This is a genomic window from Halomonas sp. G11, assembly GCF_001663515.1.
Classification (GTDB): domain Bacteria; phylum Pseudomonadota; class Gammaproteobacteria; order Pseudomonadales; family Halomonadaceae; genus Vreelandella.
This window is the reverse complement of sequence record NZ_LYXG01000040.1, coordinates 64181-85477: the sequence shown is the minus strand read 5'-3', so window position 1 is coordinate 85477 and position 21297 is coordinate 64181. Positions and strand designations below refer to the sequence as shown.

Here is a 21297-nt window from a genome sequence, read left to right as displayed (position 1 = left end):
ACTGCCGAGGGTCGATTCCCTGACTAATAAGAAGGCTCAGTAACGTGGCGGTGTTGCGGCGTCGTCGCGAGTGTCTTTATCTTTGAGGCCGAAATGTTCGGAGAGCGTGCCGTTCTGGCCATCGGCGTAGTCCCGAGGCGTTGCGGGTGCGCTCAGCGTATCCGTTGGCTCGGTCACCGGGCGAAGGTCAGTCAACTCGGCAGGGCGATGTGTTAGCTGGTCTAGCTGCCAATGGCCAGCGTCGTCTTGCAGCTTCTTTTCCAGCTCGTCGGCTTCCTGCCGGATCGTTGCCAGCGACTCATGTACACTGGAAAGTTGATGGCTGACGCCATTCTTGAGTGACGCAACCTGATGTTCGCGCTCCAATAGTGTTTGGCGAAGTGAAGCAAGCTGACGCTGGCTTTTGCTCAGTAACCGGTAGCATCCTGCGCCGATTATCAAGCCGATCACAAGGCCTATGGCGGCATAGGTTAATGGCTCGCTTTCCACATTTATCTCCCTTGATACCTGTCGCTGCTGGGGATACAGCGCATGAAACAGTCGGTTGCTATTATAGGCGCCTTGATGATGGTTGGGTCAATGCTCATGCGTTGGTAAGCCTAACCACGTATACTCATTGCCTTTATTCATGTTGTGTGGTGGTTTCCAGTAACGCTTGGCGGAAATAACGGGAGAGTCAAACGATGAGGGCAACGTCGGACGGTGGTGGGCCAACGCCGAATGCGGCGACGCCGATGGGGCGTTATCGTGCAGATCTTAAGCGAGAGGGTTTTGAGTACGACCCGGCCCAGGAAGCGGCAGTGGCACATCTGCAGCGTTTGTACGATGCATTGCTGTCAACCCCGACGACGGTGCCGAAAGCGGTCCTGGCCAATAAAGGCCTGAAAGCCAGGATGGCGGGGTTGATAGGCAAAAAATCGTCTACACAACAAGAGCCTGTGACGCCGAGCGTCCAGGGGCTTTATTTCTGGGGAGGTGTGGGTCGCGGCAAGACGTATCTGGTAGATACTTTCTACGAATCGCTGCCGTTTGCCGATAAAATGCGCACCCACTTTCATCGCTTCATGCAGCGTGTGCATAACGAACTTACTCATTACAAAGGGGAAAAGAACCCGCTGACATTGGTGGCGAGCAAGTTTGCCAGTGAAGCGCGGGTGATTTGCTTTGATGAGTTCTTCGTCAAGGACATTACCGACGCCATGATACTGGCGAATCTGCTTGAGGCCCTCTTCGAAAGAGGTGTCGTCCTCGTGGCAACGTCGAATATCGTGCCTGACGATCTGTATAAAGATGGTCTTCAGCGTGCGCGGTTCCTGCCCGCTATCGATTTGCTCAATCGCCACTGCCAGGTGGTGAATGTCGACTCGGGTGTTGATTATCGTCTGCGCGCCCTGGAACGTGCAGAAATCTTTCACTCGCCGCTGGACGATGCCGCTGAAAGAGAGCTTGCGCGCAGTTTCCGGGAAATCGCCGGGCATGCTGGAGAGGAAGGTGCCCCGCTTGAGATTAATCAGCGTGTGTTGACGACACGCCGACTGCACGACGACATCGCCTGGTTTGAATTTGCTGAGCTTTGCGATGGCCCGCGCAGTCAAAACGACTATATTGAACTGGCGCGAGAATTTCACACGATTATCGTTTCTAATGTCCCCGCCATGCGCGGCGCTGACGACGATCAGGCAAGGCGCTTCATCAACATGGTGGATGAGTTCTATGACCGGGGCGTCAAGGTGTTGATGTCGGCAGAAGTGCCGGTGGAGTCGCTCTATCAAGGTGGCAAGCTGACGTTTGAATACCAGCGAACGCTCTCTCGGCTACAGGAAATGCAGTCCCATGATTATTTGGCACTGCCGCATAAGCCCTAGCCGCATAAACCGGGTCGTGTACCGCCTGGTGTATAAACCTCGTCCGCATGGAAAAGAGAAATCCGGAAAAGTGCCGGTGATTACTCAGAAAGGCTTAACTTGGCGGATGGCTTGCTGTAGAATGCCGCCTCGCTACATGTTGTGGGTTTAAAGCCTGCAACCAAAAAAAATAGGGATGGTGCAACGCCGCATAGCGGTGTGTCGTACCCAACACATTTTAACTGGTGATTTCATCCATGAAGACGTTCAGTGCTAAGCCGCAGTCCGTCCAGCGCGATTGGTACGTTGTCGACGCAACGGACAAGACGCTAGGCCGTCTGGCTACCGAAATTGCTCGCCGCTTGCGCGGTAAGCATAAGCCCGAATTTACCCCTCACGTTGATACCGGCGATTACATCGTGGTGATCAACGCTGAAAAAGTCCAAGTGACCGGCAACAAGGCAAAGGCCAAGACCTATTACCGCCATACCGGTTACCCGGGCGGTCTACGCTCCATGACGTTCGATAAAATGATCGACCATGCGCCCGAGCGTGTTATTGAGTCTGCCGTGAAAGGCATGCTGCCCAAAGGCCCGCTTGGCCGTGCCATGTACACCAAGCTTAAAGTGTACGCTGGTGCCGAGCATCCGCATGCTGCCCAACAGCCGCTTGAACTGAACATCTGAGGAAATCTCCGCCATGACACAGCAGTATTACGGTACCGGGCGCCGCAAGACTTCCACCGCCCGCGTCTTTATGAAGCCGGGTTCCGGCAAAATTACCGTCAACAACCGTGAGCTCGACAACTACTTCGGTCGTGTAACCGGTCGTATGGTTGTTCGCCAGCCGCTGGAACTGACCGAAACCCTCAACCAGTTCGACGTCTACGTCACGGTCGAAGGCGGCGGTGGTTCAGCGCAAGCCGGTGCCATTCGCCACGGTATTACCCGTGCGCTGATGAACTATAACGAAGACCTGCGCCCTGCACTGCGCGCCGCGGGTTATGTAACGCGCGATGCACGTCAGGTAGAGCGTAAGAAAGTCGGCCTGCGTAAAGCACGTCGTCGTCCGCAGTTCTCCAAGCGTTAATCGACGCTCAAACACTGTGGAAAAAGCCCAGGCCATTGGTCTGGGCTTTTTTTTTGCTATAACAAATACCCGCGTTGATTACGCGAGCCTGGCGAACTGTGCGCTGGTTAAACTACTTTATACATAGACATTAAATAACAACAGTCATCCTTGCCAGGTGAAAGCGCTGCGTGAGGGAAGAGTGGGGGCCGGATATGGCAAATAACGGCGTTAACAAGGGGCGGCGGCGTTTCCTTGTAGGCGCGACGACGGTTGTCGGCGCAGTCGGAGTGGTTGGGGTTGCAGTCCCGTTCGTGTCGGCTTGGCAGCCGAGTGCCAGAGCCCGGGCGGCGGGGGCGCCTGTTAAGGCCGATGTTTCGAAGCTGGCGCCTGGACAGCGCATGACGGTCGAATGGAGAGGGCGCCCGGTCTGGATTATCAACCGAACGCCCGAGATGATCGAGCGCACGGAATCCTTGGCCGCTGGCCGTCTCGCCGATCCTGATTCCCAAGCGTCTCTTCAGCCTTCCTATAGCGCCGGTCAAATGCGCTCCATACGGCCGGAAATCGGTGTCCTGATCGGTATCTGCACACACCTTGGGTGTTCGCCCGTTTACCGTCCCGAACCTGATGCAACGGGCGTTGGTGTCGACGACTGGCCCGGCGGCTTCTTCTGTCCCTGTCATGGCTCACGGTTTGATTTGGCAGGACGTGTGTTCAGCAATGTACCGGCGCCGACCAATCTGGAAGTGCCCCCCTATCGTTTCGAAGGCGATAACATCATTGTTGTCGGTGAAGATGAGGAGACGGCCTGATGGGTAATTCAAATAAAACCAACGCTCCCCGGGGCCTGATGCGCTGGATTGATGCCCGTTTTCCGGCAACGCAGCTCTTTCAGGATCATCTGTCGCACTACTACGCGCCGAAGAATTTTAATTTCTGGTATTTTTTCGGCTCCCTCGCGCTGTTGGTTCTCGTCAACCAGATTCTGACCGGCATCTGGCTCACCATGAGCTTCAATCCCAGTGCTGAAGGCGCCTTTGACTCCATCGAATACATCATGCGCGATGTGGAATGGGGCTGGCTGATCCGCTATATGCACACCACAGGGGCGTCAGCTTTCTTTGTGGTCATCTATCTGCATATGTTTCGGGGATTGCTGTATGGCTCTTACAAAGCACCCCGGGAACTGGTGTGGATTTTCGGCATGGCCATTTATTTAACCCTGATGGCCGAGGCGTTCATGGGGTATCTGCTGCCTTGGGGGCAAATGTCTTACTGGGGTGCGCAGGTGATTATTTCACTGTTCTCTGCCATTCCCTTTATTGGGCCGGATCTGGCGCAGTGGGTGCGCGGCGATTATCTGATTTCAGGCATTACGCTGAATCGCTTTTTTGCCTTGCATGTGGTGGCCTTGCCGATTGTGATTCTCGCCTTGGTGGTGCTGCATATTGTGGCGCTCCACGAGGTGGGCTCCAACAATCCCGACGGTATCGATATCAAGCAGAAAAAAGATGAAGCCGGTAATCCGCGGGATGGTATTCCTTTCCATCCTTATTACACGGTTAAGGATCTGGTGGGGGTTGCTGTTTTCCTGTTCGTGTTCTGCATTGTGGTGTTCTATTTCCCGGAAGGGGGCGGGTACTTTATCGAAACGCCCAACTTTGAACCGGCCAATCCGTTACAGACCCCCGACCATATTGCGCCCGTATGGTATTTCACGCCGTTTTACGCGATTTTGCGTGCCATCACCTTCTCGATTTTTGGTTTGGAGGCGAAGTTTCTGGGGGTGATGTGCATGGGGGGCGCGATTGCCGTCATGTTCGTCCTGCCATGGCTGGATCGCAGCCCTGTGCGCTCGATCCGCTATAAAGGCTGGATATCCAAGCTGATGTTAGCGCTGTTTGCGGCAAGCTTTGTAACGCTTGGGGTCCTGGGTGTGATGCCTTCAACAGGCGGGCGGACACTGCTGGCCCAAGTCTGCACGGCGATCTATTTCGCTTATTTCCTGTTGATGCCGATCTATACACGGTTGGAAAGAACAAAACCCGTTCCGGAAAGGGTGACTGGCTAATGAAAAAACAACTGATCGCGCTAATCGCTATGCTGGTGCCAATGACCACAATGGCTGCCGGTGGCGCAGGTGTTGCGCATTCCATGGAGCCGGATCTCCGGGATCAGGCGTCGTTGCAAAATGGCATGAAGCTCTACGTTAACTATTGTATGGGCTGCCATTCGCTTGAGTATCAGCGTTTTTCCCGCGCTGCCGAGGATCTGGATATTCCGCGGGACATTATTGAGGACAATGTCATCTTTTCCTCCGAAATGGCGTTCAACGATCAAATGCAAACGTCGATGAACGAAGACGACGGTGAGACCTGGTTTGGTGCGCCGCCTCCTGACCTGACGCTGTCAGCCAGGCTGCATGGCACTGATTGGCTGTATTCCTACCTGCTCAGTTTTTATCAAGACCCGAGCCGTCCCACCGGGGTCAATAATGCAGTGTTCGAGCTGGTCGCCATGCCCAATGTGCTGGAACCGCTCCAGGGGGTACAGGAAAAGGTATGCCCTGAGGCAGATGCATCAGAGAGTGCCTCCGACGGCGAGGCTGACTGTGATACATTGGAAGTCACCCGCCAGGGTGAGCTCTCGCCAGAGGAGTTTGAAGAGGCGGTTTATGACCTCACAAACTTTCTTGCCTATGTGGGCGAGCCTTCAAAGCTTCAGGCCCAGGCGTTAGCGCCGAAGGTGCTCATCTTTTTGTTTGTCTTTGGCGTGATTGCCTATCTTCTCAAGCGTGAGTATTGGCGCGATATTCATTGAAGGCGCTGATGCAGGGCAAATTCAGGGCGTGCGGCCGAGTCGCGCGCCCTTTGCGTGTTAGCCTTTAACGTAATGCATGGCGTTGCCTTCCCCAAGGGTGGGGTGGACGTGTTATTATTCAAGATTGATTCGTTGCGAGGATGGTTTCATGGGAGTTGTGGCCAAACGGTCGTCGATGATTTTTTATTCAGGTAATGATGATCATTTCAGTCATCGTGTCCGCATTGTACTGGCTGAGAAGGGGGTGGCTGTCGACGTCGTCGATGTCTCCGACGAGAATGTCCCTGACGAGCTCGCCGACTTGAATCCGTACAACAGTGTGCCTACGCTGCTGGACCGCGATCTGGTGCTTTACGAGTCGAAGGTCATGATGGAATATCTGGATGAGCGTTTTCCGCATCCGCCACTATTGCCTGTCTATCCTGTGGCGCGTGCGCAGAGCCGTCTCTGGATGCATCGTATCGAACGCGAGTGGTGCCCGTTGGTCGAGCAAATCACCAGCGGTGGGAAAAAAGAAGCAGAGAAAGCACGTAAAGAGCTGCGCGAAAGTCTTGTTGGCATTTCGCCTATTTTCGAAGACATGCCGTATTTCATGAGCGACGAGTTCACCTTGGTGGACTGCTGCCTGGCGCCGATCCTATGGCGTTTGCCGGCACTGAACATCGAGCTGCCGGAAAAACAGGTAAAGCCGCTGATGAGCTATATGTCGCGGGTGTTTGAGCGAGACGCATTTAAAGCCGCCTTGAACGAGCGCGAAAAAGAGATGCGTGCCTGAACCCACTCAGGCCTCGCCTGGCGGGGCCTTCTCTCTGGTAGGAGCGAGACGAGATGAAATCGAGCCGTCCTTATATTGCCCGAGCGCTTTACGAGTGGTTGCTTGACAACGAGCTCACGCCCCACCTGGTCGTGGATGCCACGCAGCCCGGTGTTGAAGTGCCGCGTCAATTCGTGCAAAACGGCCAAATCGTACTCAATGTTGCGCCTACAGCGGTTCGCGACCTGTTTATGGAAAACCAGGCCATCGGTTTTAATGCGCGCTTTGGCGGGCAGCCCATGCAGGTGATGATTCCCACGCCAGCACTCATCGCGATTTATGCCCGGGAAAACGGTGCTGGTATGGTGTTCGGCCACGAGCCGGAATTAACCCCGCTCGAGGGCGAAGAAGAAGCGGCTGATGAAGCGTCTTCGCCAAGTAAGCCAACGCTGGCTGCGACGGAATCAACCGGCGAAGCGGATTCAACATCTGAGGAAACGTCAACGAAAACGCCGGAATCAGGCAGTGAATCAAAGGATAAGCCCAGCAAGAAAAAACCATCGCTGCGGGTAGTGAAGTAACACGATAGTTTCTTTCTTAAGCGTTCCTAAACAAAAAAGCCTCGCTGTTCAAAACAGCGAGGCTTTTTTGGTTGCTTTGGGTATCGGGTTCAGTCGATGTACTCGAAGACTTTCACAATCCGCTGGACACCTGCCACGTTGGAGGCCGTATTGACGATGCGATCCGCTTCTTCACGCGATACCATGCCCATGATGTAAACGCTGGCGTTTTCAGTCGTGACCTTGAGTTTTGAAGAGTCAATTCGGTCATTGGTTGCCAGCTGAGCGATCACGTTGGTGGTTAACCAGGTATCGGTCAAGCGCTGGGTGCTGGGTAAGCGGGCCGATACCGTCAGCTCGTTGTGTACGTCATTGACGCCACGTATGTCAGCGGTGACGTTTTCGGCCATCTCGCGCAGCTCTTCGCTGGGCACTTGGCCCACCAGCAGAACGACGCCATTAAAGCTGTGGGGGCGAATGCGAGCATCACCCAGCCGTCCGTCAGCTCGATCCAGCGCACGCCCGACTTCTCGTTCAATCGTTTGATCAATGGCAGCCACGTCTTCGCCGCGTTGACCGTAGTTTGAAGCATCGACGGCGGTATTGGTCGCGCAGCCTGCGAGCAGAATACTGGCCCCCAGAGTGGCTGCCATTAACAAACGGGAAAAACGCGAGGCTGAGAGTTTTGAAGTCATTGATAGGTTCCTTTTCATTATCGGCAGGGCTGGTTAGCCGCCGAAGAGTTGCTCATCGATCAAGTCGCAAAGGCAGTGGATGACCAACAAGTGCACTTCCTGGATGCGTGCCGTGGAGGTGGCGGGCACACGAATTTCGCAGTCATCCTGACCCAGTAGCGATGCCATGTCACCGCCATCCCGGCCGGTTAACGCCACGACCGTCATGTCCCGGTCGTGAGCGGCTTGTATGGCCTGCACAATATTAGCCGAGTTGCCGCTGGTTGAAATGGCCAGAAGAATGTCGCCTGGCTGACCTAGCGCCCTGATTTGTTTAGAGAACACTTCGTTATACGTGTAGTCATTGGCGATCGAGGTTAGCGTGGAGGTATCCGTGGTTAACGCCAGCGCCGGTAAGCTCGGCCGCTCGCGCTCAAAGCGGTTAAGCAGCTCCGACGAAAAATGTTGGCTATCCCCCGCGCTGCCGCCGTTTCCACAGGCGAGAATTTTGCCTTCGCTTACCAGGCATTGCACCATCATCTGACTGGCGACCTCGATAAAAGGCGGCAGCACCTCGCTGGCGTAGGTTTTGGTATCAATGCTGGCGTTGAAGTGGTCCAGTATGCGTGGTTGAAAGTCCATTAGGGCTTCCTGGTTGTCAATTCAAAAGGCGTCAAAAGCGGCTTTTACCCACTCGACTTCCATCTGAGGGGGTGTGCCGGTCATGGCGATAACATCAAAACGACACGCTGACGGGCATCGTTTCGAGGCCAGATAAAGGCGTGCGGCCCGGATAAGCCGCTGCCGTTTTTGAGCGGTTACGGACTCTAGAGGATGCCCATAGCGGCTCGATTTGCGATGTTTGACCTCTACGAAGACCAGAATATCCGCATCTTGCATGATCAGGTCAAGCTCACCGCCTTTAACATGGTGATTGCTGGCGATTAAACGTAACCCTTGCTGCTCCAGCCATTGAGCTGCCAGCTGCTCAATGGCCTGCCCGCGCGCTCGCGCCGTCTTTGAGCTAGTCGTCATCGCGTTCGTCGTTGTCTTCTTCACTGCTCATCAAGCCGGGGATTAAAATCGGCGCAGGTGTGCCGTTCTGGAACTTGGCCCAGGGCAGCTCGCGATAAATCCTGCCGTCGGCGGTGAGAAACAGCCTGCCGGTGCTGCCATCGAAGCCTTCCAGTGCAGAAAAATCAGAAAGGCGAGTGGCAATCTCATAGGCATCGACACCCATGGCCATTAAGCGGAACATCGAGGCGTCGGGCTCTTCTCTTAGCCGCTGGTAGCTGTCGTAGAAGGGCAGCACTTCTTCACCACCCACGGCGGCATCGGGAATTTGCCAGGGGATGTCCATGAACATGACGTCATTGAGGTCCTGATCAAGGCGCGTCTGACCCCGCCCTTCGTGAAGGTGGGAAGTCGCATAGATGGGAAGGTCGGGCGCGTAATAGTAATCCATGGTGGGCGGCACCTGGCGAGCATAGTCAGGTAGCGCGAGCAGGAAAAGGGCATCAATCTCATTCAACTGGGCGCGCTCACCGCGAACGTTCAAAGCCGTCTTTACCGCATCAGACACCGGGTTGTCAGGGTTATAGCGCACGGCGTTGCTGATCTCGCCTCCCTGGCGATGCCACTCGTTCCAGAAGGCTTCACCGACACGCTGCCCCCAATTGTTATCAGGTACCATAAGTGCCATTTGGCGGTGGCCATCCTGCCAGGCGCGGCGTGCGGCTTGACGCGCTTCGTCTTCAGCCGAAAGACCGTATTGGAAAAGCCGCTTGGCTTGATTGCGCTCGCCGCTACCGTAGTTGAGCGCCAATGTTGGCACGGGAACGCTGTCGCGCTGTTCAAGCTGAGTGACCTGTTCCTTGTCCAGCGGTCCAATCATCACCTGTGTGTTCATCTGCTGGGCGCGGTCGTAAAGCTCGTTGAGCGAGTACTGAGAAGCATCCAGAAAGCTCAGCTGTACGTCGTCGCCCTGGATGTCGTGATGGCGACGCAAGGCGGAGGCAATAGTCTCGGCGACGCTGCTGAGTGCGCCGGATTCGGGAAGTGCCACGAGGATACGATTGATCGTTTCGCCTTCCAGTTCTGGTAGTGCAAAGCGTTCGGGGTCGGGTTTGTCGAGCGCTTCGCGTGCCCAGCGTTGACGGTCTTCAAGCGTACGCTGCTGGTCGGACTGCATCGGCAGCTCGTCATCAAGCACTTGGGTGGCGCGCAAAACACTGTCAGGTTCATTGAGTGCGCGGGCCAACTCGGAAAAGAGTAGTGCCCAGCGAACACGGTTGGCTTCGGAGAGCGCTTGTTCATCAATGGCGCCAGCCGCCTCAAAGGCGTCTTCGCGTTGGCCCTGGCGGGCAAAAATATTCGCCGCCTCGAGGCGCGTTCTGGCGGCTTCTCCCGGCGCCTGTTCTTGCGCCTGGCTAAGCAGGCGGCCGGGATCCTCGTCGGGTACTCGATCTACGACGCTGGGGGGCTGCATCGCACAACCCGCAACGAAAAGCGCCATGAGCGTAGCGGCAAGAAAGCCACGTAATGACTGTTTCATGTATCCTTCCTTAGTTTCCATTTGCGCCGTCGCTGCTTGTCAACGATTTGGCGACTATTGCACAAGCATAGCGTACCGAGGGGCAAGCCATTGACGAATTGGGAGTCATGATGACACACACACCACCGGGTACATTGTACGTGGTCGCCACGCCGATTGGGAATTTGGATGATCTTTCTGCCCGCGCCGTGCGACTGCTGGGTGAAGTGACACGCGTTGCCGCTGAGGATACCCGTCACAGCGCCCGCTTGTTGTCGCATCTGGGCTTGAATAAGCCGATGATATCGTTGCACGAACACAACGAGGAGCGGCGGGTCGAGAGCCTGGATCGCTATCTTGAAGCGGGGGAGGATATTGCCTTGATCAGCGACGCCGGGACGCCGCTGATCAGCGACCCGGGGTTCGTGTTGGTGCGCGAGCTTCGCGCCCGCAACCGCCATGTCGTGCCGATACCTGGGCCCTGCGCACTGATTACCGCGTTGTCTGCGGCTGGCTTGCCTACCGACCGATTTGTATTTGGTGGGTTTCTACCGGCCAAGCCCGGCGCGAGACGGCAAGCACTGGAGGCCTGGAAGGTGCGCGAGGAGACGCTGGTATTTTACGAATCCCCGCATCGTATCGTGCATACACTGGAAGCCTTGCATGAACAGTTGGAAGGCCGCGAGGTTGTCCTGGCTCGCGAGTTGACCAAAACCTTCGAGACATTTCTTCACGGTACGCCAGCGGCGTTACTGGCGCAGTTGTCCAACGACCCCAATCAGGCGCGTGGTGAGTTCGTGGTGATCGTCGCGGGTGCGCCGCCGGTAGCGCAAAGTGAGCAGCAGGCGATTGACGCCGACACCCTGCTTGAGGCGTTGCTTGGAGAAGGGGTTGGTGTCAAGCAGGCGGCAAGCGTTGCCGCCCGGCTGTTCGGCGGTCGTAAGCAAACCTGGTATGCCCGCTTGCAAGGCATGAAAGGCGAGCATTGAGGCGAACGTTGGGCGCTGGTATGCTTGCCGCCGGAGTTGGCCAGACAGTCGCCGCTGATACCCCTAAAAAGGTGTTGGGGGAGGAAAGTCCGGGCTCCATAGGGCAGAGTGCCAGGTAACGCCTGGGCGGCGTGAGCCGATGGAAAGTGCAGCAGAGAGTAGACCGCCTAAGCCCTTCGGGGCCGGTAAGGGTGAAAGGGTGCGGTAAGAGCGCACCGCGCGCCTGGCAACAGTGCGTGGCAAGGTAAACCCCACTCGGAGCAAGACCAAATAGGGACCCAATGGCGTGGCCCGCGCTGGGTCCGGGTAGGTTGCTTGAGCGCTGTGGTAACGCAGCGCCTAGAGGAATGACTGTCCACGACAGAACCCGGCTTATCGGCCGACTCCCCATTCATCGGGGCATGCCCAGGCATGCCCCCCATTACCCTGTGAGTGTACTGTCTGTGAGCTGTACTATCTGCGAGCTTTACCATGCCGTCATCTGACCAGGCTAGCGCTCAATTCGAACACACCAGTGTGCTACTGGACGGCGCCGTCGATGTCCTCGTGCATCAACCTGATGGCGTATACCTTGACGGCACCTTTGGCCGTGGCGGCCATTCCCGGGTCATCCTGTCGCGCTTGAATGAGGCAGGGCGCTTGATTGCCCTTGACCGGGATCCTCAGGCTGTGGCGGCGGCGTCGGAGATTGCCGACTCACGATTTACCATGGTGCAGCGCGACTTTGCCCGGCTCGCCGACGTTGCCCGCGAGCAAGGCGTGCATGGCAAGCTTGCCGGGATTCTGCTTGATGTTGGCGTATCATCACCACAGCTTGATGACCCTGAGCGGGGGTTCAGCTTTATGCGCAATGGCCCGCTGGACATGCGCATGGATCCCAGCCAGGGTGAAAGCGCCGCGGAATTTCTTGCTCACGCCAGTGAAGCCACCATCGCGCACGTATTCAAAGCCTCTGGTGAGGAACGCTTTGGAAAACGACTCGCGCGGGCGGTCGTCAATCGACGTGTCGAGGCGCCCTTTACGCATACGGTGGACTTGGCCGACGTGCTGAAAGCTGCCCATCCTGCCTGGGAAAAAGGCCGTCATCCCGCCACGAAAGCTTTTCAGGGGTTGCGGATTTACTTAAACGGCGAGTTGGAGCAGCTGGATGCGGCGCTAGAAGCTGCCCTCGAGGCCTTGGCGCCAGGTGGCCATCTGGTGGTCATCAGCTTCCATTCGCTCGAGGATCGCCGGGTCAAGCGATTTATTCGCCACCATGTGCGGGGCGATACCCATCTACCCAAGGGCGTGCCGATTCGTGATGACCAGTTGAACCGTCGTCTCGAGGCGCTGGGTAAAGGAAAACGGCCAAGCGATGACGAGGTGGCCGAAAACCCGCGAGCCCGTAGTGCGGTCATGCGCGCCGCGCGTAAACGAAAGTGATCACGGATGTCAGCATGAGCTTGGAGCAACTTGATCGGTGGTGGTCTTCTTTACAGGCTGGATGGCCGTTTCCTTTGCGCCTGCGGCCCTGGCCAGTGGCACTGAGCCTGCTTTTTTTAGCCTGCCTGGCAACGGCTTTTGGCGTCGTCGTGACGACCCATGCGACGCGGGGGCAGTACGCCGAGCTACAGCAACTAGAGCAAGAGCGGAGCCAGTTGAACACCGAATGGGGGCAGCTGCTGTTGGAGGAAGGCGCGTGGTCAACGCCTGCGCGTATAGAGCAGATTGCCACACAGCGTCTGGGGATGCGCATTCCCGATGTTGACGACGTTGAGGTAATTCGGCCATGAGCACTCAGCGCCGGGGCGTCAGTTCACGCCAAGCGCCTGTCGCCCCCCCGCTACCGGGGGGGCGGTTTTTCTTCGTCATGCTGCTTATCGGCCTAGCAGCTGCAGTCCTGATAGGGCGGATCACCTTACTGCAGGTGATCGACCGTCCTTTTCTGCAAAGCCAGGGGGATGCGCGCACGTTGCGCAATGAAGTCATCCCCGCCCACCGGGGGATGATTACTGACCGCAATGGCGAGCCGCTGGCGATCTCTACGCCTGTAGTAACGCTTTGGGCGAACCCTCAAGAACTCCCCGACGATGCGATTCAACGCATTGTCCTGGCGCAGGCGCTGGGTATGTCGCTGGAGTCGTTTGAAGCCCGGGTGGCGCGCTACAGCGACCACGAGTTCATGTACCTGCGGCGCCAAATGACGCCTGAAGCCGCTCAGCGTATCCTCGATTTGCGCACGCCTGGGGTCTACCCTCAGCGTGAATACAAGCGCTACTACCCTGCGGGTGAAGTCGCGGCACAACTGCTTGGCGTGACCAACGTTGATGATGTCGGACAGGAAGGGCTCGAGCTTGCCTACCAGTCTCATCTGGCCGGTCGTCCTGGGCAGCGACGCATTATCAAGGATCGACGTGGTCGGCTGGTCAGGGAACTGGATGTCATCCGTGAAGCTCAGCCGGGCGGCGACTTGACCCTCTCAATTGATCAGCGTTTGCAATACATGGCCTATCGGGAGCTCCGGTCAGCGGTCGTTGAAAACAAGGCGGATGGCGGTGTCCTGGTCATGATGGACGCCCGCAGCGGCGAAGTGCTGGCCATGGTCAATCTGCCTTCCTATAACCCGAACAATCGGGCAGGGCTCGACCCTCGCGGGCTGCGCAACCAGGCGCTGGTCGATGTTTTCGAGCCTGGCTCGGTGATGAAGCCGCTGGCGATGTCGGCAGTGTTGGAAAACGAGGGTTTTGATCGCGATACCGTTGTGGACACGTCACCGGGCTGGATGCGGATCGACGAGTACACGATCCGCGATTTTCGTGATTACGGTGAGCTGGATCTAGCGGGCATTCTCGAAAAGTCGTCCAATATTGGCATGTCGCATCTTGCCCTTGAGCTTGATGACACTGAGATCTGGGAAAAGTATCGGCAGCTTGGCCTTGGCCAAAGTATGGAAACGGGATTTCCCGGCGAAGCCACCGGCCACTTGCCCTCACCGATACGTCTGTCGCGCAGCGAGCGGGCCGCAATGTCCTATGGCTACGGCCTCTCGGTTTCAGCCGTTCAGTTGGCGAGTGCCTATACGGCGCTTGCCAATGACGGCAAGCGCTTGCCGCCCTCGCTGCTGCGTCTTTCCGAGTCGCCCCAAGGCATTCCCGCAATAGAACCCGGGGTTGCGAATGACTTGCTGGATATTCTGGAAAGCTCGGTAGCCGCTTATACGGGCGGCCGACGAGCGCGGGTTGAAGGTTATCGTGTAGGCGGCAAGACCGGGACGGTCCGTAAATCCAGCCAGGGGGGATATGCAAAAGACGCCTACCGCAGCGTGTTTGCCGGGATTGCCCCGATCTCGGACCCGCGCATCGTGACGGTGGTCATGATCGACCATCCCAAGGCAGGCGAATTCTACGGAGGTGCCGTGGCGGCGCCGGTATTCTCAAGTGTGACAGGTAATGCGCTAAGGTTATTGGACGTGCCTCCTGATCGAGAGGCGGAATAGTGGGAAGGAGATTGCATGACGCTTAGCCCGAATGAGGTGATACAAGCGCTCGCCAAGGTGTGGCCAGCCGGTGGGCTGCCCGCAACGCTGCCATCGTTGTCCGACAATATCAATATCACCAGCGATTCTCGCCAGATCGCCCCTGGCGATATTTTTGTGGCCGTTCCAGGCGGCCAGCTAGACGGTCGCGATTTTATTGATAGCGCCCTTGAGGCAGGTGCGGGCCTGGTGCTTGCCCATGCCAGCCATGGTGATATCACCCTCGATGGCCGTGTCCTGCAGTTACCTTATCTGACACGGCGGCTCGGGGAGCTTGGGCGTGCGCTGTTTCAACTGCCTGAAGGCCCCGAGGTTATCGGTGTCACGGGAACTAATGGCAAAAGCTCGGTGACGCACTACATTGCTGCATTGAGCGATGCGCTCGGGACACCGGCTGGTGTCATCGGCACCCTGGGCGTAGGCCGCTTGGGTGCGCTGAGCGATACCGGGCTTACGACGCCGGGCGCCCTTGCCATGCATGCAGCGCTGGGCGGGCTGGCTCGTCAGGGTGTCAAGCGTGTGGCGCTGGAAGTGTCATCCCATGCCCTTGATCAATCCCGGCTGGATAGCGTTGATATCACGACCGCCGTGTTTACCAATTTGAGCCGTGATCATCTGGATTATCATGGCAGCATGGCTGCCTATGCGGCTGCCAAGGCCAAGTTATTCCGGCGTACTGAGCTTGCCCTTGCCGTGATGAATGGTGATGACCCGCTCGTGCGTCTGATGTTGGCGGGTTGTGATAGCCACGTGCGTGTCCTGGCGACAGGCACCGAAGAGGCCGTCACGCTACGCGTGGTGGGCTGGAATCCGCATAGTGAAGGCCAGCAGGCACTGATCGCTACGCCCGATGGTGAAAAAACGCTGTCGCTGTCGCTGATGGGGCGCTTTAACCTGGATAACGTCTTGCTGGCCATGGCAACGCTATACGGCCTGGGCGAACCATTGGATTCACTGTTCAAAGCGGCAGAGTCGCTTCACCCGGTGCCGGGGCGCATGGAATGCTACCGCCAGGCGGGCGCCCCCAGCGTAGTGATCGATTATGCCCACACGCCGGATGCGCTCGATAACGCACTGCGCGCCCTTGATGGGCATGCGGGCAAATTATGGTGCGTGTTCGGCTGTGGCGGTGAACGTGATACCGGCAAGCGCGCCGAAATGGCGCGTGTAGCAGAAGCGCATGCGGATGGCGTGATCGTGACGGATGATAATCCCCGGGGTGAGTCTGCCGAAAGCATACGCGCTGATATTCTGGCAGGCTTCAGTCAGAAGGCTAAGCCGCTGGAAATAGCCGAGCGAGGCGAGGCGATTGCTTATGCGGTCCGTCACGCCAACCCTGACGATGTCATTCTGGTGGCGGGTAAAGGTCATGAGCCCTATCAGGAAATCAAGGGGGTGCGCTATCCCTACCATGATGGGGAGGCCGTGCAGTCAGCGCTGGCCGCTCGGGAGGCGCTCTAGATGAACTGGACGCTCGGTCGCGTGGCGGCGGCGCTCGCCGTTGAAGCGCCGCCATCCTTGGCGGACATGCCCATCAGCACTGTCGTCACCGACACACGCAAGATGGTGGCGGGAGGCCTGTTTGTCGCCCTCAAGGGGCCGCGGTTTGACGGTCATGATCTATTGGCCGAGGCGCAACAGGCGGGCGCGGCGGCGGCGCTGGTGGAGGCGCCTGTGAATAGCTCGCTGCCACAGTTGGTGTGTCCTGATACCCGTCTGGGATTGGGGTTGATGTCTGCCGCCGTGCGCGAAGACTGGCAGGGCCCTCTGGTCGCGGTGACCGGCAACAGTGGCAAAACCACGGTGAAAGACATGACGGCCGCCTTGCTGGCACCGCTGGGCGCGGTTCATTCCACCCAGGGAAACCTCAATAACGACATTGGGGCGCCATTAACCTTGCTGGCGTTGACGCCGGACCATCAGGCGGCGGTGGTTGAGTTGGGGGCCAATCACCTGGGGGAAATTGCCTGGACGACGCGTCTGGCTCGGCCACAGGTCGCCGTTATTACCAATGTTACCGGTGCTCATGTCGGCGAGTTTGGCGGGATGGGGCAAATTGCCCAGGCCAAGGGGGAAGTGCTGAGCGGTTTGGCGGACGATGGCGTGGCGGTTTTAAATCTCGACGATCATTATTTTGCCTACTGGGCAGTCTGTGCTGCGCCGCGTCATGTGATCAGCTTCAGCATCAAGGGACCGGCGGATATCTGGGCCGAAGCGCTTTCCTGTGACTCCCAAGGGCGTTATGCTTTCACGCTTAACTATCAAGGGCGATCCCTTGGGCGGGTACAGTTACCGCTGCTGGGCAAGCATAATGTGAGTAATGCGCTCGCGGCAGCGGCGGCGGCGTTCTCTCTGGGGGTGCCGCCAGCGCAGGTGATCGAGCGCCTGGCGCGCCTGTCTGCACTGCCCAACCGGCTTGGTGTGCTACCCGGGCTGCGCGGTGTAAACCTGCTTGATGATAGCTACAACGCCAACCCTGGCGCGGTGAAGGCCGCGCTGGAGACGTTGATGAGCCTGCCGGGGCCGCACTGGTGTGCCTTGGGGGCAATGGGGGAGCTGGGTAGTGATTCCAGCGCCTTGCACGCGGACATCGGCCAATATGCGGCGCAGTTGGGGGTCGATCTGCTGTTAACGCTGGGGGAAGCTGCCAAGCCGGCCAGCGATGCCTTTGATGGTGGGTTGCATTTTAATGATCACGCGACGCTTGTGCGTCATCTTCACAATACGTTGCCGCCCAATGCCAGCTTGTTGGTAAAAGGGTCGCGCAGCGCAGGCATGGAACAAATTGTCACCGCCCTGCGCACGGATGAGATAAGGTAAACGCCGTTCATGTTACTTCACTTGGCGAATTTTCTGTCGCAGTATCAATCTGCCTTCCAGGTTTTCAACTATTTAACCTTGCGGGTGATTCTAGCCGCCCTGACAGCGCTGTTTCTGTGCCTATGGCTGGGGCCCTGGGTAATAAGGCGGCTGGTCGAGGGGCAAATTGGCCAGGCCGTGCGTGATGACGGTCCGCAATCACACCTCTCAAAGGCCGGTACGCCGACCATGGGTGGGGCGATGATTCTGATGGCCATGGCGATCAGCACCTTGATGTGGGGGGATCTGACCAATCACTACGTATGGGTCGTGCTAGGGGTGACACTGGGTTTTGGCGCGATTGGCTGGATAGATGATTACCGCAAGGTGGTCGAGAAAAATCCCCGGGGGTTACCGGCGCGCTGGAAGTATTTCTGGCAATCGGTGGTGGGCTTGAGTGCGGCACTGATTCTTTACTTTACAGCGGCCTCGGCAGTGGAAACCAGCCTGCTGATACCGACGCTCAAAGACGTTGCGATTCCTCTGGGCATTTTTTATATCCTGTTAACCTATCTGGTGATTGTCGGCAGCTCCAATGCCGTCAACCTGACCGATGGTCTGGATGGCTTGGCCATCATGCCGACGGTGCTGGTGGCGATGGGGCTGGCGATTTTTGCCTATGCCAGCGGCAACGCGCTTTTCGCTGACTACCTGCATATCCCGTTTATCCTGGGTACCGGCGAACTGGCCGTCTTTTGCGCAACGATAGCGGGCGCCGGGCTTGGGTTTCTTTGGTTCAATACCTACCCTGCACAAGTCTTTATGGGCGACGTGGGAGCGCTTGCTCTGGGCGCTGCGCTTGGCGTCGTGGCTGTTATTGTCCGCCAGGAAATCGTGTTGTTCATTATGGGCGGTATTTTCGTGCTTGAAACCGTCTCGGTCATTTTGCAGGTGGGCTCTTACAAGCTCACTGGGCGCCGGATATTCCGAATGGCGCCTTTGCATCACCACTATGAGCTGAAAGGCTGGCCAGAACCTCGGGTGATCGTGCGCTTCTGGATCATTACCGTGGTGCTGGTGCTGCTGGGGCTGGCCACGCTTAAAGTTCGTTAAGTTTTTTCATTTTCAATGCGACCGGGCCCGACATGGGTCGGTATGAGGGAGCCGGGATGGTTCACGTTCCACCAGGAATAACGCTCGTCGTGGGGTTGGGACTCTCGGGGCGGGCAATATGTCGTCATTTGGCGCGACAGGGCGTGCCCTTCATGGTGGCGGATACCCGCGAGGAACCGCCCGAAATGGCTGATTTCTACCGTGCCCATCCCGACGTTAGCGTTCATTGCGGCCCCCTTGAGGCCCTGGATATTGAAGCGGTGGAAGAGGTCGTGGTGAGCCCGGGTGTCGACCCTCATCATCCAACGTTAGCGCCGCTGGCGGCGCAGATGAACCCTCGCACTGGTGACCCCCGGCTGGTCGGCGAAATGGCCCTGTTTGTGCGTGCGGCGTCCGCGCCCATTGCCGCGATTACCGGCTCGAATGCCAAATCAAGCGTGACGACCCTGCTCGGGCAGATGGCCCAGGCGTCAGGTGTCAAAGCCGCTGTAGGCGGAAATCTCGGCACCCCGGCACTGGATCTATTGGAGCAACAGCCTGACGCTGAGCTATTCATCCTCGAACTTTCCAGTTTCCAGCTCGAAACCACCCCCCGCCTTGGGGCGGCGGTAGCCGCCTTTTTAAACTTATCGGAAGATCACCTGGATCGACATGGTGACATGCAAGGCTATTGTCGTGCCAAGCAAGCCATTTTTCGCGGTGCGCAGCATGCTGTCGTCAATGCCGATGACCCAATGACGTTTCCCAACCAGCCGGTGGCCGAGCTGACGCGCTTTGGCAGTCAGCCGCCAAGCGGTCGTGATCTGGGGTTGGCATTAGCGCAGGGACGGCTAACCCTGATGAAGGGTAAAGCGCCTTGGCTTGCCGCCGATCAGTTGGCGATGGTGGGCCAGCATCATTACCTTAACGGGTTGGCCGCTCTGGCCATGGGAGACGCACTGGGGTTTGATCGAGCGGCCATGTGCGAGGCATTAAAGGCATTCAAAGGTTTGCCCCACCGCAGCGAGCTGATCGCCGAACTCGACGGCGTGAAATGGGTGAACGATAGCAAGGGGACCAACGTGGGAGCGACCCTTGCGGCCATTGAAGGCATTGGCGCCGACTTGAATGGTCGGTTGATATTGCTGGCAGGCGGTGTCGGCAAAGGGGCCGATTTTTCTCCCCTGGCGGCGCCATTAAGCGCCAACGCACGCTGCGTTATCTTGTTCGGCCAGGATGCATTACGTCTGGATGAGGCGTTGTCGGGTCACGTTGAGACGCGTCTGGTGGCGGATCTGGCGCATGCCATGCAAGAAGCGTACGCGCTTGCGAAACCCGGGGACTGCGTGCTGCTGTCGCCGGCCTGTGCGAGTCTGGATCAATTCGTTAATTACCAGGCAAGAGGCGATGCCTTTCGTCACTGGGTAGAGCAAAAAGCACGATTCGTCCACGAGGCAACGTCATGAAGCGACTAGGGGATCTACGCCAGGCACTGTCTACCCAGGGGGCATCCTGTGATATTTGGTTGATTGTGGTGGCGGTGGCGCTGGCGGGCTTCGGTTGGGTGATGGTGAGTTCTGCCTCTATCGGGTTGGTTGACAACAGTTATCACTATGCACAGCAACATGGTGTGTTTTTGCTGCTTGGCATAGCAGCGTGCCTGGTGATGCTGTGTCTTCCATTGGAAGTATGGCGTCAAAACGCCAGCTTGATTCTGCTTGTCAATATTTTCCTTCTCACACTGGTGCTGTTCATCGGTCAGGAAATCAACGGCAGCAAACGCTGGATTGCGCTGCCCGGTCCATTGCCGAGCCTGCAGGTATCCGAGCTCGCCAAGATTGGCTTGATTCTCTACATGGCGGCTTTTATGTCGCGCTTTACCTACGACCTCAGGCGCAAGCCGTTCAGTATGTGGCGGCCACTGGCCGTATTGGCCGTGCCGACCGGGCTATTATTTTTGGCACCTGATTTTGGCGGCATGGTGGTGTTTACAGCCTGCGTTATTGGGATGCTGATGATGGCGGGGGCGTCGCTAACCCTATTGATCGGTAGTGGCAGCCTGTTGGCGACGGGGGCGGTGATGATGGTGGCGCTGGAACCCTATCGGCTGGCTCGCTGGACCAGTTTTTTGGACCCTTGGGCCGATCAGTTTGCGACCGGCTATCAGTTGACCCAGGCACTGATTGCCTTTGGTCGTGGTCATGTCACCGGTACCGGGCTTGGCAACAGCGTGCAGAAGTTGCATTACCTCCCCGAGGCGCATACCGATTTTATTTTTGCAGTGGTCGCCGAAGAGTTGGGGATGTTGGGCGCCATCACAGTGGTGTTGTTATTTACCCTGTTGATTGCCCGGGCCATGTTGGTAGGGCGTCGAGCCGAGCTGTCAGGGCATCTGTTCGGCGCTTATGTCAGCTATGGTATTGGTTTCATTATTGCGGCTCAGGCGTTTATCAACATGGCGGTAAGCTCTGGGCTGCTGCCAACCAAAGGATTGACGCTACCACTGATGAGCTATGGCGGTTCCAGCTTGCTGGTGACCGGCGTCATGATAGGTTTGTTGTTGCGCACTGATGTGGAAACGCGCCAACAGCCTAAACGTGCCTCGACGCCCTATCGCCCGCGGCGTGAACCACGCCTCTCATAATCA

General features: G+C 57.5%; 22 protein-coding genes and 1 other RNA gene. 18 read left to right on the top strand and 5 right to left on the bottom strand.

From position 1 onward, the window contains the following. Positions 1-36 precede the first annotated feature (36 nt). Entirely contained in the window at positions 37-489 is a 453-nt protein-coding gene (locus ADS46_RS14145) for a YhcB family protein (RefSeq protein WP_156524523.1), read from the bottom strand. A gap of 194 nt (positions 490-683) precedes the next feature. Between ADS46_RS14145 and zapE the strand changes: the two genes are divergently transcribed. From zapE to ADS46_RS14105, 8 genes are all read left to right on the top strand, one after another. Next, complete coding sequence (zapE, locus tag ADS46_RS14140; protein ID WP_066321109.1) at positions 684-1865, top strand: cell division protein ZapE; 1182 nt, start codon at positions 684-686, stop codon at positions 1863-1865. Positions 1866-2101: 236 nt separating this feature from the next. Then, positions 2102-2530 carry a 50S ribosomal protein L13 gene (rplM, locus tag ADS46_RS14135; RefSeq protein ID WP_066321107.1) on the top strand — a complete coding sequence of 143 codons (429 nt, stop codon included), beginning with the start codon at positions 2102-2104 and terminating at the stop codon, positions 2528-2530. Between the two features lie 13 nt (positions 2531-2543). Continuing rightward, positions 2544-2933, top strand: coding sequence for a 30S ribosomal protein S9 (rpsI, locus tag ADS46_RS14130; RefSeq protein ID WP_066321105.1), 390 nt, complete (start codon positions 2544-2546; stop codon positions 2931-2933). 194 nt (positions 2934-3127) lie between these two features. Continuing rightward, a complete protein-coding gene (gene petA / locus ADS46_RS14125) occupies positions 3128-3727 on the top strand; it encodes a ubiquinol-cytochrome c reductase iron-sulfur subunit (RefSeq protein WP_066321103.1) in 600 nt (199 codons plus the stop codon). Next, complete coding sequence (locus ADS46_RS14120; RefSeq protein ID WP_066321101.1) at positions 3727-4986, top strand: cytochrome b; 1260 nt, start codon at positions 3727-3729, stop codon at positions 4984-4986. Before petA ends, ADS46_RS14120 begins: the two co-directional genes overlap by 1 nt. Beyond that, on the top strand, positions 4986-5735 hold the full coding sequence (locus tag ADS46_RS14115; protein ID WP_066321099.1) for a cytochrome c1: 750 nt from the start codon (positions 4986-4988) through the stop codon (positions 5733-5735). Before ADS46_RS14120 ends, ADS46_RS14115 begins: the two co-directional genes overlap by 1 nt. Before the next feature lie 148 nt (positions 5736-5883). Continuing rightward, positions 5884-6510 (top strand): stringent starvation protein SspA, encoded by a 627-nt coding sequence (sspA, locus tag ADS46_RS14110; RefSeq protein ID WP_066321097.1) that lies wholly within the window; start codon positions 5884-5886, stop codon positions 6508-6510. A 53-nt stretch (positions 6511-6563) separates the two neighbouring features. Next, on the top strand, positions 6564-7070 hold the full coding sequence (locus ADS46_RS14105; protein WP_066321092.1) for a ClpXP protease specificity-enhancing factor: 507 nt from the start codon (positions 6564-6566) through the stop codon (positions 7068-7070). Between the two features lie 89 nt (positions 7071-7159). On the opposite strand, the gene ADS46_RS14100 is transcribed toward ADS46_RS14105, so the two are convergent. Genes ADS46_RS14100 through ADS46_RS14085 form a run of 4 tightly spaced genes read right to left on the bottom strand, consistent with a single transcriptional unit; the run spans position 7160 to position 10277 of the window. Beyond that, positions 7160-7744 carry a BON domain-containing protein gene (locus tag ADS46_RS14100; RefSeq protein ID WP_066321087.1) on the bottom strand — a complete coding sequence of 195 codons (585 nt, stop codon included), beginning with the start codon at positions 7742-7744 and terminating at the stop codon, positions 7160-7162. Between the two features lie 33 nt (positions 7745-7777). After that, on the bottom strand, positions 7778-8365 hold the full coding sequence (locus ADS46_RS14095; RefSeq protein WP_066321086.1) for a phosphoheptose isomerase: 588 nt from the start codon (positions 8363-8365) through the stop codon (positions 7778-7780). Positions 8366-8386: 21 nt separating this feature from the next. Continuing rightward, positions 8387-8758, bottom strand: a complete 372-nt coding sequence (locus ADS46_RS14090) for a YraN family protein (protein WP_066321085.1) — start codon at positions 8756-8758, stop codon at positions 8387-8389. Next, complete coding sequence (locus ADS46_RS14085) at positions 8748-10277, bottom strand: penicillin-binding protein activator (protein WP_066321083.1); 1530 nt, start codon at positions 10275-10277, stop codon at positions 8748-8750. The genes ADS46_RS14090 and ADS46_RS14085 overlap by 11 nt, the downstream gene beginning before the upstream one ends. A gap of 110 nt (positions 10278-10387) precedes the next feature. Between ADS46_RS14085 and rsmI the strand changes: the two genes are divergently transcribed. From rsmI to ftsW, 10 genes are all read left to right on the top strand, one after another. Then, positions 10388-11245, top strand: coding sequence for a 16S rRNA (cytidine(1402)-2'-O)-methyltransferase (gene rsmI / locus ADS46_RS14080; RefSeq protein ID WP_066321081.1), 858 nt, complete (start codon positions 10388-10390; stop codon positions 11243-11245). A gap of 32 nt (positions 11246-11277) precedes the next feature. Beyond that, positions 11278-11636, top strand: an RNA gene (gene rnpB / locus ADS46_RS14075) — RNase P RNA component class A. Between the two features lie 80 nt (positions 11637-11716). Then, positions 11717-12667, top strand: coding sequence for a 16S rRNA (cytosine(1402)-N(4))-methyltransferase RsmH (gene rsmH / locus ADS46_RS14070; RefSeq protein ID WP_066321079.1), 951 nt, complete (start codon positions 11717-11719; stop codon positions 12665-12667). A gap of 14 nt (positions 12668-12681) precedes the next feature. Next, positions 12682-13017, top strand: a complete 336-nt coding sequence (ftsL, locus tag ADS46_RS14065; protein ID WP_066321077.1) for a cell division protein FtsL — start codon at positions 12682-12684, stop codon at positions 13015-13017. After that, positions 13014-14720 (top strand): peptidoglycan D,D-transpeptidase FtsI family protein, encoded by a 1707-nt coding sequence (locus ADS46_RS14060; protein WP_066321074.1) that lies wholly within the window; start codon positions 13014-13016, stop codon positions 14718-14720. The genes ftsL and ADS46_RS14060 overlap by 4 nt, the downstream gene beginning before the upstream one ends. A gap of 15 nt (positions 14721-14735) precedes the next feature. Beyond that, positions 14736-16220 (top strand): UDP-N-acetylmuramoyl-L-alanyl-D-glutamate--2,6-diaminopimelate ligase, encoded by a 1485-nt coding sequence (locus tag ADS46_RS14055; protein ID WP_066321072.1) that lies wholly within the window; start codon positions 14736-14738, stop codon positions 16218-16220. After that, positions 16221-17579 carry a UDP-N-acetylmuramoyl-tripeptide--D-alanyl-D-alanine ligase gene (locus ADS46_RS14050; protein ID WP_066321070.1) on the top strand — a complete coding sequence of 453 codons (1359 nt, stop codon included), beginning with the start codon at positions 16221-16223 and terminating at the stop codon, positions 17577-17579. Positions 17580-17588: 9 nt separating this feature from the next. Continuing rightward, on the top strand, positions 17589-18671 hold the full coding sequence (gene mraY, locus ADS46_RS14045) for a phospho-N-acetylmuramoyl-pentapeptide-transferase (RefSeq protein ID WP_066321067.1): 1083 nt from the start codon (positions 17589-17591) through the stop codon (positions 18669-18671). A 56-nt stretch (positions 18672-18727) separates the two neighbouring features. After that, positions 18728-20116: a UDP-N-acetylmuramoyl-L-alanine--D-glutamate ligase gene (gene murD / locus ADS46_RS14040; RefSeq protein WP_066321066.1), complete on the top strand. Its 1389-nt coding sequence runs from the start codon at positions 18728-18730 to the stop codon at positions 20114-20116. Continuing rightward, the gene (gene ftsW, locus ADS46_RS14035; RefSeq protein ID WP_066321065.1) at positions 20113-21294 is read left to right on the top strand and encodes a putative lipid II flippase FtsW; all 1182 of its coding nucleotides are present in this window, start codon (positions 20113-20115) and stop codon (positions 21292-21294) included. Before murD ends, ftsW begins: the two co-directional genes overlap by 4 nt. Positions 21295-21297: the final 3 nt, after the last annotated feature.

Excerpts from the sequence above, each read along its gene's own strand:
- zapE (WP_066321109.1), top strand. The coding sequence starts at position 684 with ATGAGGGCAACGTCGGACGGTGGTGGGCCAACGCCGAATGCGGCGACG.
- rplM (WP_066321107.1), top strand. The coding sequence starts at position 2,102 with ATGAAGACGTTCAGTGCTAAGCCGCAGTCCGTCCAGCGCGATTGGTAC.
- rpsI (WP_066321105.1), top strand. The coding sequence starts at position 2,544 with ATGACACAGCAGTATTACGGTACCGGGCGCCGCAAGACTTCCACCGCC.
- petA (WP_066321103.1), top strand. The coding sequence starts at position 3,128 with ATGGCAAATAACGGCGTTAACAAGGGGCGGCGGCGTTTCCTTGTAGGC.
- ADS46_RS14120 (WP_066321101.1), top strand. The coding sequence starts at position 3,727 with ATGGGTAATTCAAATAAAACCAACGCTCCCCGGGGCCTGATGCGCTGG.
- ADS46_RS14115 (WP_066321099.1), top strand. The coding sequence starts at position 4,986 with ATGAAAAAACAACTGATCGCGCTAATCGCTATGCTGGTGCCAATGACC.
- sspA (WP_066321097.1), top strand. The coding sequence starts at position 5,884 with ATGGGAGTTGTGGCCAAACGGTCGTCGATGATTTTTTATTCAGGTAAT.
- ADS46_RS14105 (WP_066321092.1), top strand. The coding sequence starts at position 6,564 with ATGAAATCGAGCCGTCCTTATATTGCCCGAGCGCTTTACGAGTGGTTG.
- ADS46_RS14100 (WP_066321087.1), bottom strand. The coding sequence starts at position 7,744 with ATGACTTCAAAACTCTCAGCCTCGCGTTTTTCCCGTTTGTTAATGGCA.
- ADS46_RS14095 (WP_066321086.1), bottom strand. The coding sequence starts at position 8,365 with ATGGACTTTCAACCACGCATACTGGACCACTTCAACGCCAGCATTGAT.
- ADS46_RS14090 (WP_066321085.1), bottom strand. The coding sequence starts at position 8,758 with ATGACGACTAGCTCAAAGACGGCGCGAGCGCGCGGGCAGGCCATTGAG.
- ADS46_RS14085 (WP_066321083.1), bottom strand. The coding sequence starts at position 10,277 with ATGAAACAGTCATTACGTGGCTTTCTTGCCGCTACGCTCATGGCGCTT.
- rsmI (WP_066321081.1), top strand. The coding sequence starts at position 10,388 with ATGACACACACACCACCGGGTACATTGTACGTGGTCGCCACGCCGATT.
- rsmH (WP_066321079.1), top strand. The coding sequence starts at position 11,717 with ATGCCGTCATCTGACCAGGCTAGCGCTCAATTCGAACACACCAGTGTG.
- ftsL (WP_066321077.1), top strand. The coding sequence starts at position 12,682 with ATGAGCTTGGAGCAACTTGATCGGTGGTGGTCTTCTTTACAGGCTGGA.
- ADS46_RS14060 (WP_066321074.1), top strand. The coding sequence starts at position 13,014 with ATGAGCACTCAGCGCCGGGGCGTCAGTTCACGCCAAGCGCCTGTCGCC.
- ADS46_RS14055 (WP_066321072.1), top strand. The coding sequence starts at position 14,736 with ATGACGCTTAGCCCGAATGAGGTGATACAAGCGCTCGCCAAGGTGTGG.
- ADS46_RS14050 (WP_066321070.1), top strand. The coding sequence starts at position 16,221 with ATGAACTGGACGCTCGGTCGCGTGGCGGCGGCGCTCGCCGTTGAAGCG.
- mraY (WP_066321067.1), top strand. The coding sequence starts at position 17,589 with ATGTTACTTCACTTGGCGAATTTTCTGTCGCAGTATCAATCTGCCTTC.
- murD (WP_066321066.1), top strand. The coding sequence starts at position 18,728 with ATGGTTCACGTTCCACCAGGAATAACGCTCGTCGTGGGGTTGGGACTC.
- ftsW (WP_066321065.1), top strand. The coding sequence starts at position 20,113 with ATGAAGCGACTAGGGGATCTACGCCAGGCACTGTCTACCCAGGGGGCA.